This is a genomic window from Mesorhizobium calcicola (genome assembly GCF_042682105.1).
Lineage (GTDB): Bacteria > Pseudomonadota > Alphaproteobacteria > Rhizobiales > Rhizobiaceae > Mesorhizobium > Mesorhizobium calcicola.
In genome coordinates this window covers 273,374-289,746 of record NZ_JBHUGY010000020.1, presented here as the reverse complement: position 1 = coordinate 289,746, position 16,373 = coordinate 273,374, and the positions used below count along the sequence as shown (strand labels likewise).

At 65.1% G+C, this 16,373-nt stretch carries 13 protein-coding genes; 5 read left to right on the top strand and 8 right to left on the bottom strand.

Translation table 11 applies throughout. The features are described 5' to 3' along the window. Nucleotides 1-35: 35 nt before the first annotated feature. From ACFSQT_RS13400 to ACFSQT_RS13385, 4 genes are read right to left on the bottom strand one after another with little or no spacing between them, the layout of a single operon-like run. Nucleotides 36-1,385, bottom strand: a complete 1,350-nt coding sequence (locus ACFSQT_RS13400) for an aminotransferase class III-fold pyridoxal phosphate-dependent enzyme (RefSeq protein ID WP_379019255.1) — start codon at nucleotides 1,383-1,385, stop codon at nucleotides 36-38. Between the two features lie 19 nt (nucleotides 1,386-1,404). Continuing rightward, nucleotides 1,405-2,073 carry an HAD family hydrolase gene (locus tag ACFSQT_RS13395; RefSeq protein ID WP_379019253.1) on the bottom strand — a complete coding sequence of 223 codons (669 nt, stop codon included), beginning with the start codon at nucleotides 2,071-2,073 and terminating at the stop codon, nucleotides 1,405-1,407. Then, the gene (locus tag ACFSQT_RS13390) at nucleotides 2,070-3,356 is read right to left on the bottom strand and encodes a Tm-1-like ATP-binding domain-containing protein (protein WP_379019251.1); all 1,287 of its coding nucleotides are present in this window, start codon (nucleotides 3,354-3,356) and stop codon (nucleotides 2,070-2,072) included. Before ACFSQT_RS13390 ends, ACFSQT_RS13395 begins: the two co-directional genes overlap by 4 nt. Then, on the bottom strand, nucleotides 3,356-4,126 hold the full coding sequence (locus ACFSQT_RS13385) for an IclR family transcriptional regulator (RefSeq protein ID WP_379019434.1): 771 nt from the start codon (nucleotides 4,124-4,126) through the stop codon (nucleotides 3,356-3,358). The genes ACFSQT_RS13390 and ACFSQT_RS13385 overlap by 1 nt, the downstream gene beginning before the upstream one ends. Before the next feature lie 162 nt (nucleotides 4,127-4,288). Between ACFSQT_RS13385 and ACFSQT_RS13380 the strand changes: the two genes are divergently transcribed. The 5 genes from ACFSQT_RS13380 (at nucleotide 4,289) to ACFSQT_RS13360 (ending at nucleotide 10,211) form a co-directional block, all read left to right on the top strand. After that, the gene (locus tag ACFSQT_RS13380) at nucleotides 4,289-5,737 is read left to right on the top strand and encodes an APC family permease (protein WP_379019249.1); all 1,449 of its coding nucleotides are present in this window, start codon (nucleotides 4,289-4,291) and stop codon (nucleotides 5,735-5,737) included. A gap of 64 nt (nucleotides 5,738-5,801) precedes the next feature. Beyond that, nucleotides 5,802-7,289 carry an aldehyde dehydrogenase gene (locus tag ACFSQT_RS13375; RefSeq protein ID WP_379019247.1) on the top strand — a complete coding sequence of 496 codons (1,488 nt, stop codon included), beginning with the start codon at nucleotides 5,802-5,804 and terminating at the stop codon, nucleotides 7,287-7,289. A 252-nt stretch (nucleotides 7,290-7,541) separates the two neighbouring features. Next, nucleotides 7,542-8,396, top strand: coding sequence for a MetQ/NlpA family lipoprotein (locus tag ACFSQT_RS13370; RefSeq protein WP_379019245.1), 855 nt, complete (start codon nucleotides 7,542-7,544; stop codon nucleotides 8,394-8,396). 89 nt (nucleotides 8,397-8,485) lie between these two features. Beyond that, nucleotides 8,486-9,574 (top strand): methionine ABC transporter ATP-binding protein, encoded by a 1,089-nt coding sequence (locus ACFSQT_RS13365; RefSeq protein WP_379019243.1) that lies wholly within the window; start codon nucleotides 8,486-8,488, stop codon nucleotides 9,572-9,574. Beyond that, on the top strand, nucleotides 9,555-10,211 hold the full coding sequence (locus ACFSQT_RS13360; protein ID WP_379019241.1) for a methionine ABC transporter permease: 657 nt from the start codon (nucleotides 9,555-9,557) through the stop codon (nucleotides 10,209-10,211). The genes ACFSQT_RS13365 and ACFSQT_RS13360 overlap by 20 nt, the downstream gene beginning before the upstream one ends. 148 nt (nucleotides 10,212-10,359) lie before the next feature. Here ACFSQT_RS13360 and ACFSQT_RS13355 read toward each other — a convergent pair whose 3' ends face one another. The 4 genes from ACFSQT_RS13355 to ACFSQT_RS13340 all read right to left on the bottom strand — a co-directional run bounded on the left by ACFSQT_RS13355 (nucleotide 10,360) and on the right by ACFSQT_RS13340 (nucleotide 16,263). Then, nucleotides 10,360-11,490, bottom strand: a complete 1,131-nt coding sequence (locus ACFSQT_RS13355) for an aminomethyl transferase family protein (RefSeq protein WP_379019239.1) — start codon at nucleotides 11,488-11,490, stop codon at nucleotides 10,360-10,362. Between the two features lie 54 nt (nucleotides 11,491-11,544). Then, the gene (locus ACFSQT_RS13350; RefSeq protein ID WP_379019237.1) at nucleotides 11,545-12,321 is read right to left on the bottom strand and encodes an ABC transporter substrate-binding protein; all 777 of its coding nucleotides are present in this window, start codon (nucleotides 12,319-12,321) and stop codon (nucleotides 11,545-11,547) included. Between the two features lie 116 nt (nucleotides 12,322-12,437). Then, nucleotides 12,438-14,177 (bottom strand): hydantoinase B/oxoprolinase family protein, encoded by a 1,740-nt coding sequence (locus tag ACFSQT_RS13345; RefSeq protein ID WP_379019235.1) that lies wholly within the window; start codon nucleotides 14,175-14,177, stop codon nucleotides 12,438-12,440. Nucleotide 14,178: 1 nt separating this feature from the next. Beyond that, nucleotides 14,179-16,263 (bottom strand): hydantoinase/oxoprolinase family protein, encoded by a 2,085-nt coding sequence (locus tag ACFSQT_RS13340; protein WP_379019233.1) that lies wholly within the window; start codon nucleotides 16,261-16,263, stop codon nucleotides 14,179-14,181. Between the last annotated feature and the right edge of the window lie 110 nt (nucleotides 16,264-16,373).

The window sequence follows — 16,373 nt, the reverse complement described above, 5'->3', positions numbered from 1 at the left end:
TTGCGTACCGAAACTCCGTTGTGTCCGCTGCCCGGTCAGACCTTCGAAAGGCCAGCATCCAGCGCTTCGCCGATCTTCGCGACGTCGGCGGCACTGATGATGAGCGGCGGCGACAGGATGATGTTGTTGCCGGAGACGCGCAGCATGACGCCGGCTTCGTAAGCCGCCTCCGAAACCACGGCCATGGTCTTCTTGTCGGTGGGCTTCTTGGTGGCCCGATCCGAGACCAGTTCGACAGCAGCCATCAGGCCCTTGTACCTGACATCGCCGACGATCGCATGCCTGGCCTTCAGCCCTTCCAGCACGACTGCCAATTCGATGCCCCGCGCGGCCGCGTTCTCGTCCAGGCGAAGCCGCTTGGTTTCGGCAAGCGCCGCCAGCCCCGCGGCGCAGCCGACCGGATGGCCGGAATAGGTATAGCCATGGCCGATCGAGCCGAAACTGGTCTTGTCGGCTTCGAAGACGTCGGCAACCTTTCCGCCAATCAAAGTGGCGCCGAGCGGGAAATAGCCCGAGGTGATCGCCTTGGCGATGGTCATGAAATCCGGCTTCACGCCCGACAGCCTGGAGCCCGACCATGCGCCCGAGCGGCCAAAACCGGTCACCACCTCATCGGCGATCAGCAGCATCTCGTGGCGGTCGCAAATGTCGCGCACCAGCGGCATGAAGCTCTCATGCGGAACGATGACGCCGCCGGCGCCGAGAACCGGCTCCATGATGAAAGCGGCGATCGTGTCGCCGCCCTGGAAGGCGATCTCGTCCTCCAGCGCCTTGGCGCATAGTTTCGCCAGCCGCGCCGGGTCGGTCTCGTCGAACGGGTTGCGGAAGGTCCACGGTGCCGGGATGTGGAAGACGCCCGGCAGCAGCGGCTCGTAGTTGCGGCGGAAATTGGCGTTGCCGTTGACCGACGCGCCGCCGAAATGCGTGCCGTGGTAGCCCTTCTTCAGCGCCAGGAACTTGGTGCGGTCGCCCTGGCCGCGGATCTTCCAGTATTGCCTGGCCAGCCGCAGCGCCGTCTCGACCGAGTCAGAGCCGCCCGAGGTGAAGAACGTCCGCACCATCCCTTCCGGCTCGAACCATTCGCTGAGCTCGTAGGCGAGCTCGATCGACGGCCCCGTCGAAGTGCCGCGAAAGCCGGAATAGTAGGGCAGCGCGCCGAGCTGGTCGGCGATCGCCTTTTTGATCGGATCGCAGCTGTAACCGAGATTGACGTTCCACAGGCCGCCGACGGCATCGAGCACGCTCCTGCCGTCGATGTCGGTGACGGTGACGCCCTCGCCCTTCATGATGATCTTCGGCGGATTGGCCCGCATCTCAGCCGGATGCGCCATCGGGTGCCAGATCGGCTTGGCGTTAGTCTCGGTGAGGAAATTGATGTCGCGCATGGCAGGCTCCGCAAATGGTCTAGGCAGCTGGGACGAGGTCGAAATGGCCGAGGGCTTCGGCATAGGAAAGTGCTGGCCGGGCCACGTCGAAATGAACCGTGCGCATGCCGGCGGCACGACCGCCATCGACATTGCGCAGTTGGTCGTCGACGAAGACACAAGCCTCGGCAGGCAGGCCTAACGCCTCGGTGACGAAGGCATAGGCGCGAGGGTCGGGCTTGAGGATGCCGGTATAGGTGGCGTCGACTATGGCGTCGAACAGGCCGAGCAGCGGCAGCCGCCGGCGGAAGTCGGCGCCGTAGAAGAGGTCGAGCTCGTTGGACAGGATCGCGAGGCGAAAGCCCGCCGCATGCACGGCGCGGATGGCGCTGTCGGCCTCTGGCCGCACCACCTTTTCCGGCTCCGCGCCCCGCGCGCGCTGGACAAAGGTTTCCATGGCCTGCCAGTCCTCGCCGACGAGCCGGCCGACCTCGCTTGTGCGTGTGCGCCAGTAGTCGCGCTCGCTGATCTCGTCGGCCTGCATCGAGCGCCACAGCGGATCGCTGTCGGGGTCGAACGGCCCACGCCATTGCAGCGTTCCCTCGATGAGGCCGAGCGCCTGTTCGGTCAAGGCATGCGTCTCGAACAGCGTCCGGGTGACGACGCCGCCGAAATCAAGGACCAACGCCCGGGCCGGCAGAGCGCTCACGCGGCGTCTCCCTTGGCCGGTTTGCCGCGCGGCACAATGCCTTCCTCGACCCAGCGGTCGAAGATTTCGAGCGCCTTGCCGGCGAAGTCGTCGCTGTTGATGTGGGCGTCGATTTCGTGGAACTCGACGCTGGTGGGTATGGCCTTGCGCATTTCATCGACGAAGGCGGCAAGGGCTTCGGGCTCATACAGCGGCTCGCCCCGCGTGTCCCACTCCTGGATGCCGCCGGACGGCAGGATGAAGGCGGAGCGCCCCTTCGCGGCGCCGAGCTTGGCGGCAATGGTTCTGGCGACCTGCCGGCGATCGTCGGCATCGACCGTGACCGAGCCGATCAGCCGGTTGTGGGCATGGAAAGGGCGCTGCGAAAACTTAGCCGGCAAATCCTGCCAGGTCGGCAGATCGACCATGTCGACCGCGCCGGGCGCGGCGATCTGCGGAATGCCGCGGGCGCCGGCATTCTCCAGCCGGTCGGCGCCGGAACTGACGACGGAGCAGGCGAGATGATTGGTGATTTCCTGCAGGCTGAAGTCGAAGACCGCACAGAAGTGGCCCTGTCCGGCGATCGACTCGAAGGCGCGGCCGCCCATTCCGGTGGTGTGGAAGACAGCGACGTCATAGCCGCGTCGTTCCAGCGCCGGCTTCAGCGTCTTCATGTAGCGCAGGCAGCTGCTGCCGAGCGAGGTCATGCCGATGGTTGGGCCGGTGGCGGGAGCCGAGGCACGCGACGCCAGCATGATCCTGGCCGCGCCGACGACCGCGCCGCAGGCCTGCGACAGAACCGCCTTGCAGATGCTGTTGAGGCCATAAAGCCCACCGGCCCAGAGGATCATCATCAGGTCGGGGGCGACGCGCTCGGGCGGGATGAGATGCGAGTAGGCGATGGTCGAGACGACGAATTTCGGCACGCCGAGCGGCAGGCAAAGCGCCACGTCGAGCGCAAGGTCTGTTCCCATCGAGCCGCCAATGGCGATGAAGCCGTCGATCTCGCCGCTTTGGTGAAGCTTGCGCGCCAGCTGCACGGCGCCGCCGGCCATCAGCGTCATGGCGGTGTTTTCGTCCCCACTTGCGACGATCTCGGCGATGGTCACGTCCACGGCGCGGGCGACGGCATGCTTGTCGTGATCCGGGCTGTAGGGCGGATCACCCAGCACGCTGACATCCATCATCACCGCGCGGCCGCCCGATGCCTCGATGCACTGTTTCATGAACAAGAGCTCTTCGGCCTTGGTGTCACCCGTGCCGATGACCAGGATGCTGGGCACTGTCGCCGTCTCCGCGGACATCACGCCTGCCTCCTCAGGGTTTGCAGGTTCTCGCCATTGAGGCGCATCGAAATCTCCTGTGCCGCGGCCATCACTGCAAGTCCTCGCTCTTCTATTGCGGCTGCCGTCGTCCTGGCCTTTGGCGCGGCCACCGCGATGGTGCCAAGTGCAAAGCCGTCCGCCGCGCGGATCGCCGCCGCGACGCTGATCACGCCCTCCTCAAAACCCTGATCGCAAATCGAATAGCCGCGATCACGCGTCTCGCCGATGGAGCCGGAAATAGCCGCCGGTTCGATGAGCGTGTGTGCCGTGAAGGCATTGAGGGAGCCCGTCAGGCACGCCTTGACGGTCTCGTCGCGGGCGAAGGCCAGATAGGCGATGCCGGATGCGGTGGAGTGCAAGGGCAGAAGCTGGCCGATATCGACGTTGACCCGGTTTGCCCGGGCCGGATGTTCGACATGGACGGTGACCAGCGCATCGGCGCCGAATTCCGACAGGTGCACGGTCTCGGCCGTCGACATCGCCAGGTCCCGTACCAGGGGAACCGCGGTCTGCAAGAAGGGAAAGCGCGCCTCGCGGATGCGCGCCAGCCGCGACAGGCCGGCGCCGAGGCGATAGTGCCGGGTGGCGGCATCCTGCTCGACAAAGCCATGGCCGGTCAACGCGACCAGCAGCCGCCGCGTCGTCGCCTTGTCGAAGCCCGAGCGGCGCGCCAGGTCGGACAGTCCGAGCTCGGGCTCGTCGACGGTGAACAGCTCCAGAAGTGAAATCGCCTTGCCGACCGTACCCAGCTCAACCTCCCAGTCCATTCAGGAGCAATCAATTAACGTGTGAATTAACTTGACAGGCATCGGCTTTGTTTGCAAGTCTATATTCAAAATAATGGTTCAAATAATGAACCGACATCTAGAGCGCGTGGAACAGGCCGATCGGCCGGTAAACAGGAGGGACCAATGTCAGCAATTTCGGAGCAGGCGCCAGCCAACAGGCTGCGCAAGAACAGTCTTGGTGTCGGCGCCATCACCTTCATGGTGATTTCGGCGGCGGCCCCGCTTACGGCAGTCGCCGGCGGCACGCCGCTGGGCATGCTGATGGGCAATGGCGCCGGATTTGCCGGCACCTATCTGATCGTCACCGTCCTGCTGCTCTTGTTCGCGGTCGGCTATGTGACGATGTCGCGCCATGTCGGCAATGCCGGCGCCTTCTACGCCTATGCGGCGCGCGGGCTCGGCGGCCTGGCCGGCGGCGCCACGGCGCTGATCGCGATCCTGTCCTACAATGCCATGCAGATCGGCGTCATGGGCCTGCTCGGTGCGGCCACCGCCGGATTGTTCGCCGGCTGGGGCATCGACCTGCCCTGGTGGGTGTGGAGCTTCATCGCCATCGCGCTCGTCGCCGTGCTCGGCTACCGGCAGGTCGACCTGTCGGCCAAGATCCTGACGGTGCTGGTGCTGTGCGAATATCTGGTGGTGCTGATCCTCGACATCGCCATCCTCAAGACCGGCGGCGATAGCGGGCTGTCGGCGGCACCGTTCAGCTGGAGCCAGATCACATCGGGCGCGCCGGCCATTGCCATCCTGTTCTGCTTCGCCGCCTTCATCGGTTTCGAGGCGACGACCATCTATGCGGAGGAAGCCCGCGACCCCGAGGTCACGGTTCCCCGCGCCACCTATTTCTCCGTCCTGCTGATCGGCGTCTTCTACATGCTCACGGCATGGCTGATGGCGGTCGGCACCGGTGTCGACAAGCTGCTGCCGACCCTGCAAGGGCTGCAGGATCCGACGACTTTCCTGTTCGGCCTGTCCGACCGCTACGCCGGAACGATGCTGTCGCAGGCGATGAGCATCCTGTTCGTGTCCAGCCTGTTTGCCGGCGTGCTGGCGTTCCACAATGCGGTTGCGCGCTATATCTATGTCTCGGGCCGCGAGAAGCTTCTGCCGCAGACGATCGGCGTGACGCATTCGGCGCACCAGAGCCCGCATGTCGCCTCGGTCATCCAGAGCGTGCTTGCGGCAATCGTCGTCGGGCTGTTCGCCGTGCTCGGCCTCGATCCGGTGCTGGCCCTGTTCTCGTGGCTGACCAATGTCGCGACACTTGGCGTCATCGTCATGATGGCGGTGGCTTCGCTCGCCGTGGTGATGTTCTTCCGGGCCAATCCGGCTGCGCAGGAGAACGCGCTGAAAACTACCATCCTGCCTGGGCTAACCTTCATCGCCTTCGTCGTCATCATCTACCTGATCGTCATCAATTTCGGCGGCCTGTCGGGCGCCAGCGGCTTCCTCGGCGTGTTCCTGCCGGGACTGGTGCTGATTGCCGCAATTGTCGGACTGCTGCTGGCAAGCGCGCTGAAGAGCCGCGATCCGGTCGCCTTCGAAAATCTCGGCCAGCCGCTGAAGGATTGAGCGAAGCCGGAGGGCGCGTATCACGCCACCCTCTGGTGCATGTTTCCCAGGGAGTCCGTCGCCAATGATCAGCCAGAACGCCATCGACACGCTGCGCAAGACGGAGATCGGCGCGCGGGGCCTGTTCATCGATGGCGCACACACCGATGGCATGAGTGGCGCGAGCCTGCCGGTCACGTCGCCGATCGATGGCCGGCCCTTCGCCAGCATCGCCGACGGCAATGCCGCCGACATCGACCGCGCCGTGAAGTCAGCACGCAAGGCGTTCGAGAACGGTTCGTGGTCGCGCTCGGCACCGGCCTTTCGCAAGAAGGTGCTGACAAAACTCGCGGAGCTGATCGAAAAGCATGCCGACGAACTGGCCGTGCTCGGTGTGCGCGACAACGGCACCGAGATCGGCATGGCCTACAAGGCCGAACCGCTGTCGGCGGCGGGCACCATCCGCTACTACGCCGAGGCGATCGACAAGATCTATGGCGAGATCGCGCCGACGGCCGACAATGTGCTCGGGCTGATCCACAAGGAGCCGCTCGGCGTCGTCGGTGTCATCGTGCCGTGGAACTTCCCGCTGATGATCGGCGCCTGGAAGATCGCGCCGGCTCTGGCCGCCGGCAATTGCGTGGTGGTCAAGCCGCCGGAGATCGCTTCGCTGACGCTGCTGCGGCTGGCCGAATTGGCAAGCGAGGCCGGACTTCCCGCCGGTGTGCTCAACGTCGTCACCGGGCGCGGCGCGGTCACCGGTGAAGCGCTCGGCCTGCATATGGATGTCGACGCCATCGCCTTCACCGGCTCGGGGCCGGTCGGCCGGCGGCTGCTCGAATATTCCGCGCGTTCCAATTTGAAGCGCGTCTTCCTCGAACTCGGCGGCAAGTCGCCCAACATCGTCTTTGCCGACGCCCCTAGCCTGAAACAGGCGGCTGTGGTCTCGGCCAACGGCATCTTCCGCAATTCCGGCCAGGTCTGCGTCGCCGGCTCGCGCCTGCTCGTTCAGGCATCGGTCTATGACCGCTTCATGGACGAGCTTGTCTCGGCGACCACGCGGCTGAAAGTCGGCGATCCACTCGATCTCTCGAGCGACATCGGCGCGGTGTCGAGCGCCGAACAGCTGGACAAGAACCTCGGTTTCGTCGCCAGGGCGCAAGCCGAAGGCGCCCGGCTGGTCACCGGCGGCGAACGCATCTTGGCCGAGACCGACGGCAGCTACATGGCGCCGACGATCTTCGAGAACGTCACCCAAGACATGCAGCTTGCCCGCGAAGAGGTGTTCGGGCCGGTGCTCGGCGTCATGCGCTTCGAGACCGAGGAGGAAGCGGTGCGCCTTGCCAATTCGACCGTCTATGGGCTTGCCTCGGCGGTGTGGACCGCCAACCTTTCCACCGCGCATCGCATGGTGCGCGCCATCAATGCCGGCGTCGTCCACGTCAACACCTATGGCGGCGCCGACATCACCGTGCCGCTCGGCGGCGTCAAGCAATCCGGCTTCGGCCGCGACAAGTCGCTGCATGCGCTGGAGAAATATTTGGAACTGAAAACGGCATGGATCGCACTTTGAGATCGGTGACAGTGCTGGTCTTTCTCCTAATCTGACCTTCCCGCCAGGCACGCGCAGGATCGCTCCAATCCACCGCGGTCGATCCGGCGGCGTCTTGTGCTCACGCTCTTGAAATTTTTGAGAGAATATTCCCGGCTTTGACGAGAACGGCGAAACGCGTTCTTTGATAAAATCGATAGAATTTCTGAGGATGTGACCAAGGCTCGGCAAATCCGCCCGGCTGCCATGACTTCACAACCGGAGAGATCAATCATGACTGACTTCAGAAACACTTTGCCATCTTCCCCCTGGTCAACCCTCAACCGGCGCAGTGGCCTTGCCTTGCTGTTTGCATCGGCCGTCGCGATCGGCAGCCTGATGGCGCCGCAGGCTTCGTTCGCCGAAGACAAGAAGGCGATCAAGGTCGGCATCATCAGCGGCGAGGACGAGGATGTCTGGCGCGTCGTTGTCGCGCAGGCGGCCGAAAAGGGCCTGGCCATCGAGACCGTGGTGTTCAACGACTATACCCAGCCCAACGAGGCGCTGGAGCGCGGCGAGATCGACGCCAACGCCTTCCAGCACCAGCCTTATCTCGACAACCAGATCAAGACACAAGGGTACCACATCGTGCGCGTCGGCTATACCGGCGTCTGGCCGATCGGCCTCTACTCGAAGAAGTACACCAAGGTCGCCGACCTGCCCGAGGGCGCTGTCATCGGCGTGCCGAACGATCCATCCAATGAAGGCCGTGCGCTGCGCGTGCTGCAGAACGAGGGCGTGATCAAGCTGAAGGACGGCACCGGCATTCTCGCCACCACCGCCGACATCGCTGAGAATGCCAAGAAGGTGGTGATCAAGGAGCTCGACGCCGGCATCGTCGGCCGGTCGGTCGAGGATCTCGACGCCGCCGTGGTCAACACCGACTGGGCGCTGAAAAGCGGCCTGACGCCGGAAAACCGCATCGCGCAGGAGCCTATATCAGACAATCCCTACCGCAACTTCATCGCTGTGAAGGTCGGCAATGAGAACGAGGCCTGGGTGAAGACGCTGGTGGCATCGTACCAGAACGAGGCGGTGAAGGCCGAATTCGACAAAGTCTACAAGGGCACCGGCCTCAGCGCCTACTAAAAGATATGCGGGCGCCGACAGGCCTGCTTTGACGGAGAGAGCGGTCCGCGCAACGCGCGGACCGCAATCGTATTTTTGGGGATCCGCGCATGAACCAGCATTTTACCGCAGCCGCCGTGGCCACGGACCCGCCGGGCGCAACACCGCAGGACGTGGTGCGCCTTGTCGACCTGAAACGCCGCTTCGGCGCGACGGCCGCACTCGACGGCGTCTCGCTGACGGTGCGCAAGGGCGAGATCCTCGGCATTATCGGGCGCAGCGGCGCCGGCAAATCGACGCTGATCCGCTGCCTGAACGGGCTGGAGCGGCCCGATTCCGGCGAGGTGTTCATCGAGGGGCGCGAGATCAGCCGGCTGGGCGAGCGCGACCTGCAGCCACTGCGGCGGCGTATCGGCATGATCTTCCAGCATTTCAACCTTTTGTCGGCCAAGACCGTCGAGGACAATGTGGCGCTGCCGCTGAAGATCGAGGGCCGGCCGAAGGCCGAGCGGCTGCAGCGCGCCGCTGAACTGCTTGACCTCGTCGGCCTGTCGGAGAAGGCAAAAGCCTATCCGCCGTCGCTGTCGGGCGGTCAGAAGCAGCGCGTCGGCATCGCCCGGGCGCTTGCCGCGCGCCCGGCGCTGCTGTTGTCGGACGAAGCCACCTCGGCGCTCGACCCGGAGACGACGCGTTCCATCCTTGCGCTGCTGAAAGACATCAACCGGCAGCTCGGCCTGACCATCCTGCTGATCACCCACGAGATGGAGGTGATCCGCTCGATCGCCGACCGGGTGGCGGTGATCGATGCCGGGCGCATCGTCGAGGAAGGGCCGGTGTGGTCGGTATTTGCCGATCCGCGGTTGGACATCACGAGAAGCCTGCTCGGCGCCATCCGGCCGCAACTGCCGAGCGAACTGGCAGCCCGGCTGGTACCGGCGGCCGGCACGGAGACGATCCTGCGCGTCGACGTGGCCGGCGAGGCGGCGCGAGGTCCTTTGCTGTCCGACCTTGCCACGGCTGTTCCGGGCTCCTTCCGCCTCGTCCATGGCGGCATCGACCACATCCAGCAGCAGCCTGTCGGCACGCTGTTCCTTTCTGTCCCTGGCAGCGATGCAAGCCATCTCGCTGCCGTCGTCACATTCCTGAAGGCCCGCCAGGCGCGGGTGGAGGTGCTTGGCCATGTCGCCAATCCTGTTTGAGCTTCTGCTGCGTTCGATCTGGGAAACCGTGCTGATGACGGCCGCCTCCGGCCTGATCTCGCTGGTCTTCGGCCTGCCGCTGGGGCTGGCGTTGATCGCCACCGAACGCGGCGGCATTGCCGAGAGCCCGTGGGTGAACCGTGCGCTAGGCGCCGTCATCAACGGCTTCCGGTCGGTGCCGTTCATCATCCTTTTGGTGGCGCTGATCCCGGTGACGCGGCTGATCGTCGGCACTTCGATCGGCACATGGGCGGCGATCGTGCCGCTGTCGATCGCCGCCACGCCCTATTACGCGCGCATCGCCGAAGTGTCGCTGCGCGAGGTCGACCACGGGCTGATCGAGGCGGCGCGGGCCATGGGTGGCAACCGCTGGACGATCATTCGCGAGGTGCTGGTGCCCGAAGCGCTGCCCGGCATCGTCGCCGGCTTCACGGTAACGCTGGTGACGCTGATCGGCGCTTCGGCCATGGCCGGCGCCATCGGCGCCGGCGGGCTCGGCGATCTCGCCATCCGCTACGGCTATCAGCGTTTTGAGACCAGCGTCATGATCGCGGTGGTCATCGTGCTGATCATCCTGGTCTGCGGCATACAGTGGGCCGGCGACCGGCTGGTGGCAAGACTGGATCGGCGGGGGTGATCGAGCCGGCTAACTAGGCTCGATGGGATGGGCGAGGCTCCGCGACTTCGTCATCCACGGGCGAAGCAGGAGCGAAGCGACGCAGCGCAGACCCGTGGATGACGAAGCGACAGGGGTTTCCGCCAATCGCCAAGGCATACAATCCGTCCTAGCCCCTCAGCCTGACACCTTCCGGGTCAAAAAACGGGATCGGCGCCACGACCGCGCGGGTCGGCTTGCCGTCGATGTCGATGCTGAGTTCGGTGCCGACAGCCGTAAACGGCAGCCGCAGATGCGCGGTCGCCAGCACCTTGACGAGCGAATAGCCGTGGTCGCTGTAGGTGACGATGCCGGCATCCTCGCCATCGGCCAGAACCCTGGCATCGGTTGCGGCCGGCTTTTCACCGTCGAGGATCAGCCCGACCCATTGCTCGTCGAGGCCCTTGTCGCGGACCTTGAGCAGGGCTCCGCGGCCGACGAAATCGCCCTTGTCGAACTTGATCCAGCGGTCGAGGCCGACATGAAACGGCGTGCGGCTCTCGTCCATGTCGATGCCATGCGCAGGATAGGCCTTTTCCAGCCCAAGCGTGAACATTGCCAGCACGCCGTAAGGCTTGAGGCCAAAGTCACGGCCGGTCCGCATCAGTGCGTCCCAGACCGAAGCCGCCTCGTCGGCGGGCACGAATAGTTCGAAGCCGAGCTCGCCGGTCACGCCGGTGCGCGAGATCATCACCTTCGTCTCACCAAGGCGCCCGGAGGTGAACGACCAGCGTTTCAAGCCGTCCAGGTCGGCATCCGAGATCAACGCCTTCAGCAGTTCGCGCGAGCGCGGGCCCTGGATGGTCGGGAAGGCGATGGCGGCGGTGATGTCGGTGACATAGGCTTTCCGCCCCTCAGCATGATGCTGCAGCCGGGGCAGCATCTTCAGGCGATTGACCGAGCCCGTCACCAGCATGAAATGCTGCGGCGCCAGACGGAACACGGTGAGGTCGTCCATGATGCCGCCATCCTCGCGGCAGACGGTGGAATAGCGCACCTGGCCCGGCTTCATCGCGGCCGCGTCATTGACGATGACATGGTTGACCAGCGCCTCGGCGTCCGGCCCCTTGATGTCCATCTTGCCCATGGTGCTGAGATCCTGCACGCCGACATTCCTGCGGGTGTTGAGGTGCTCGTCGGCAATGCCGGAGTAATATTTGGCCGAGATGAAATCGCCGCCGACCCGACCCATTGTCGCGCCCAGCCCGACGATGCTGCTGTAGAAGGGGGAGCGCCGCTCAGCCAAGAAAGTCTCCATCATTCACAAAAAATCGGCAGCGCCAGACGGCGCCGCCGACGTGGGTTGGTGCCGGGATCAACTCCCGTAGACGTCGAAGGAGAAATATCTGTCGTTGATTTCCTTGTACTTTCCATTGGCGCGCAGCGCATCGATGGCGGCGTTGAGCTTGTCGGCCAGCTCCTTGTCGCCCTTCTGCAGCGCGATGCCGACGCCGGGCCCGTGAATGGCCGGATCGGCCGTCAGCGTGCCCAGCAGCTTGCAGCAGGCGCCGTCTGGTTTCTTCAGCCATTCGGTCAGGATAATCGAGCCGTCCATCATCGCGTCGAGGCGGCCATTGGCCATGTCGGTGCGGGCGTCGTCGCCGGTCGGATAGGCCTTGACCGTCGAGCCTGAGTATTTCTGCTCGGCGAATTTCTGGTGAATGGTCGCGGTCTGCACGCCGAGCGCCTTGCCTTTCAGGTCGTCCGGCGAGGTGCCCGCGATGGTCGAATCCTTCGGCACCGCGATGGCCGGCGGCGTCTGGTAGTATTTATGGGTGAACTCGACCTTCTCGGCCCGCTCCGGCGTGATGGTGATGTTGATGATCGCATCGAACTTGCCGGCTTGCAGCGCCGGGATCGAGCCGTCGAAGTCCTGCACGGTGAACTCGCACTCGGTCTTCATCTCAGCGCACAGCGCCTTGCCGAGGTCGATGTCGAAGCCGCCCAGCGTGCCGTCGGCATTGGCGTAGTTGAAGGGCGGATAGGCGCCCTCGGTGCCGATCCTGAGCTTCTTGTCCTGGGCGCCAGCGGCCCCCGCAGCGAGAACCAGGGCGACCGAAGTAGCGAGCACGAGACGACCGAAAAGACGCATGTCCGAGATCTCCGTTGACCGGAGAAGTCTACGGTCTTTCGTGACCCCGGCGGAGACGGAAACGACATGTCATGCGCCGATCACGGCGCAGCGAGCGAGCCAAGCCGCCGGCAGTGTTAGCCGGCGCGCAGCTTGTCCGTTGCTTTCCGGTCGACGGCGAGCTCACCTGCCGACAGGACAACGCCGAATTTTGTGCTGGCTTCCTCTGGCGTATAGTACCCCAGCGCCACGTCGCGCAGCACCAGATCGGTATCGCGCTGCAACGGATCGCCATAGCCGCCACCGCCCGGCGTGCCGACGCGCACGCGGTCGCCTGCCTTCAGGGCGATGTCCTGCTCCTTGGACAGATGCGGCGGGACGTGCTCGTCGCCATTGCGGAAGACGGTCACCGTGTTGACCGCGCCGTCCTTGCCGCCGAGCGCGCCCTGCGGGCCGAAACGGCCATGGTCCATGACGAAGGAGGCGCGGGCATCGCCGCGCAGGATCTCGACCTCATAGGCGAGGCCAAAACCGCCGCGATGCTTGCCGGCGCCGCCCGAGCCCTCGCGCAAGGCGTAGTGGCGGTAGAGCACCGGGAAGGCCTGCTCCATGATCTCGACCGGCGGCGATTTGGAGATGCCGATGGTCGAGCAGCCATTGGTCAGGCCGTCATGGCCTGAATTGCCGCCATAGCCGCCACCGGAGATCTGGTACATGACGTAGTCGCGGCCGCGCGCCGGGTCGTTGCCGCCAAGCGCGAAATTGCCGCTGGAGCCGGCGGGGGCCGCCGTCACTTTGTCCGGCAGCGCCTGCACCATCGCCGCGAACACCGCCTCGGCGATGCGCTGCGACACCTCGGCGGCGCAGCCGGAAACCGGCCGCGGATATTTGGCGTCGAGGAAAGTGCCTTCCGGCCGCCTGACGATCAGCGGCTCGAAGGCGCCGGCGCTGATCGGCACGTCCGGGAAAATGTGGCGCATGGCGAGATAGACCGAGGACAGGGTGGTTGCCAGCACGCTGTTCATCGGCCCGGCGCACGGCTTTGACGAGCCGGCAAAGTCGAAGGCGAGCGTGTCGCCCTGTTTCTGAACGGCCAGCGCGATGGTCAGCGGCTCGTTGACCACCCCGTCGGAATCGACAAAGGCCTTGGAATGGTAGGTGCCGTCGGGGATGGCCGCTATGTTGGCGCGCATCTGTTCGGCGGCGCGGCGGCGCAGTTCGGCGATCGCCTCGACTACAGTTTCGTCGCCGTAACGATCCAGGATTCCGTTGAGCCGGTCCTGGCCGATCAACAGTGCCGCTGCTTGCGCCCGGATGTCGCCGATGCGCTGGTCGGCAACGCGGATGTTGGAGCAGATGATGGCGTAGATTTCCGCGTCGAGCGCGCCTTTCTTGAACAGTTTGACCGGCGGCAGCCGCAGGCCTTCCTGCTCGACCGCGGTCGCGGAAGCCGAGAAGCCACCGGGCACCGAGCCGCCAATGTCGGGCCAGTGGCCGGTGTTGGACAGCCAGCAGAAGATCTTTCCCGCCCGGTAGACCGGCATGGCGAAGCGCACATCCATCAGATGCGTGCCGCCGAGATAGGGATCGTTGACGATGTAGATGTCGCCGGGCTCTGGGGCCAAGCAGCGGCCGTCGGCGATCATCTCGATCACCGTCCTGGTCGAATACTGCATGACGCCGACGAACACCGGCAGGCCCTGCGACCCCTGCGCGATCAGCGAGCCGTCGACGGCCGAATAGATGCCGTCGGAGCGGTCGTTGGCTTCGGCGATGACAGGCGAGAAGGCGGCGCGGGAGAAGGTCAGGTCCATCTCGTCGCAAACCTGCTGCAGGGCCGCCTGGAGGACCGAAAGGGTGATGGCGTCGAGCTTCATCTCAGGCCTCGCCAATGTCGATGATGATGTTGCCGTCGGCGTCCGAGCGCGCGCGGTCGCCGGGTTCGAGCACGGTGGTCGCATCCATCTGTTCGAGGATCGCCGGCCCTTCGATGACGGCATCGAGCGGCAGTTTTTCGCGTGCGAAGACCGGCGTGTCGTGCCACTGGCCCGCATACCAGACCGGCCGGATTTCGCGCCGCGCCTCGTCGAGCGTTTTTTCGCGCCCGGCAGGGTCGATCAATCGCGACAGGTCGATCGCCGGCCGCACGCCGGTCACCGAGGTGTTGAGGTTGACCAGATTGGCGCGGATTTCCGGCAACTCGACCTTGAAGCGGGCGTAATAGGCTTTTTCGAACAGGGACTGCAACTCGTGCCGGGTCACCGACGAGGACGGCAGCGGCACGTTGATGATGTGGGTCTGGCCGACGAACTGCATGTCGGCGGAGTGGCTGACGCGGATCGTTTCCGGCTTCACCGCTTCCTTGCCGATCAGCTCCTCGCCTTCGTTTCTGTGCCGTTCCAATATCGAATGCAGCTGGGTCTCATCGAGCAGCGCCACCGGCTGATTGACGGTGTTGACGAAGTCGTGGCGCAGATCGGCGACGACGCAGCCGAGTGCGTTGGTGATGCCGGGCCGCGCCGGCACCAGCACCTTGGGCAGGCCGAGCTCGCGCGCCAGGGCGGTCGCGTGCAGCGGCCCGGCGCCGCCGAAAGCAAACAGCGCGAAATCGCGCGGATCATGGCCGCGCGACACCGAGACCATGCGGATGGCGCCGGCCATCTTCATGTTGCCGAGCCGCAGCACCGCGCCCGCCGCCTCGACGCCCGACAGGCCGGTCGCCCGGCCGATCTTCTCCTCGAAGATACCGGTGACGCGCTCGACCGTCACCGGGTTTTCGACCGCCAGCAGCTTCTTCGGCGCCAGCCGGCCGAGCACCAGATTGGCGTCGGTGATGGTCGGATCCGCGCCGCCGCGCCCATAGCAGATCGGGCCGGGATTGGCGCCGGCGCTTTCGGGACCGATCTGGATCAGGCCGGCCGCGTCGACGCGGGCGATCGAGCCGCCGCCGGCGCCGACCGTGTGCACCGCCACCATCGGCACATGGATCGGCATGGCGTATTCGATCTCGATCTCGTTAGACACCGCCGGCTCGGCGTTGCGGATCAGCGCCACATCGGTCGAGGTGCCGCCCATGTCGTAGGTGACGAGGTTTTCGAAGCCGGCGCGTTTTCCCGTATAGGCGGCGGCGATGACGCCCGAGGCCGGGCCGGACATCACCGTCTTGGCCGATTCACGTGTGACGAAGCGGGCCGAGATCATGCCGCCATTGCCGTTCATGATCAGGAAGTCGCGGGCATAGCCTTTTGCGCCCAATTCCTTGCGCAGCCGCTCGACATAGCGCTCGAGGATCGGCTGCACCGAAGCGTTGACGGAGGCGGTGACGCCGCGCTCGAATTCGCGCGCTTCCGACAGCAGCGCGTGGCCCGAGGTGATGTAGCCGTTCGGCCAGAGCTCGGCGGCGATCTCGGCGGCGCGCCGTTCATGCGCCGGGTTGGCGTAGGAATGGAGGAAGTGGATGACGAGGGATTCGCAGCCGGCCTCGACCAGCGTCTTCACCGCCGCGCGCATTTCGGCCTCGTCGAGCGGCGTGCGCACCGAGCCCGACGCCTCGACGCGCTCCGAAACTTCCAGCCTGAGATTGCGCGGAATGACCGGCACGAAGCTGCCGGTCATTCCATAGGCTTGCGGCCGCGTGCGCCGGCCGAGCTCGATCACGTCGCGAAAGCCGCGCGTGGTGATCATGCCGGTTTTCGCCAGCCGGCGTTCCAGCACCGCGTTGGTGGTGGTGGTGGTGCCATGCACGATGAGGTCGATGCCGCCGATCGTAAACCCGGTGGCGCCGAGCGCCGAAACGACGCCGAAAGCCTGGTTGTCGACCGTGGTCGGCGTCTTGGCGATATGCACCCGGCCGCCGTCGCGGCCGTCGATCAGAAGCAGGTCGGTGAAGGTCCCGCCGACATCGATACCGGCGACGACGCTGCCCAGGGAATCCGGCGGCTGCACCGAAAAATTCTCTTTCATTGTCGAAACCCGAAATGCGCGGACTACGGATATGTCACAGTTTGGAAAGCTGTTTCGCGGCGGTATCTTGACGCAAATATCGTTTGTATACTAATAAATTCCGGACACAA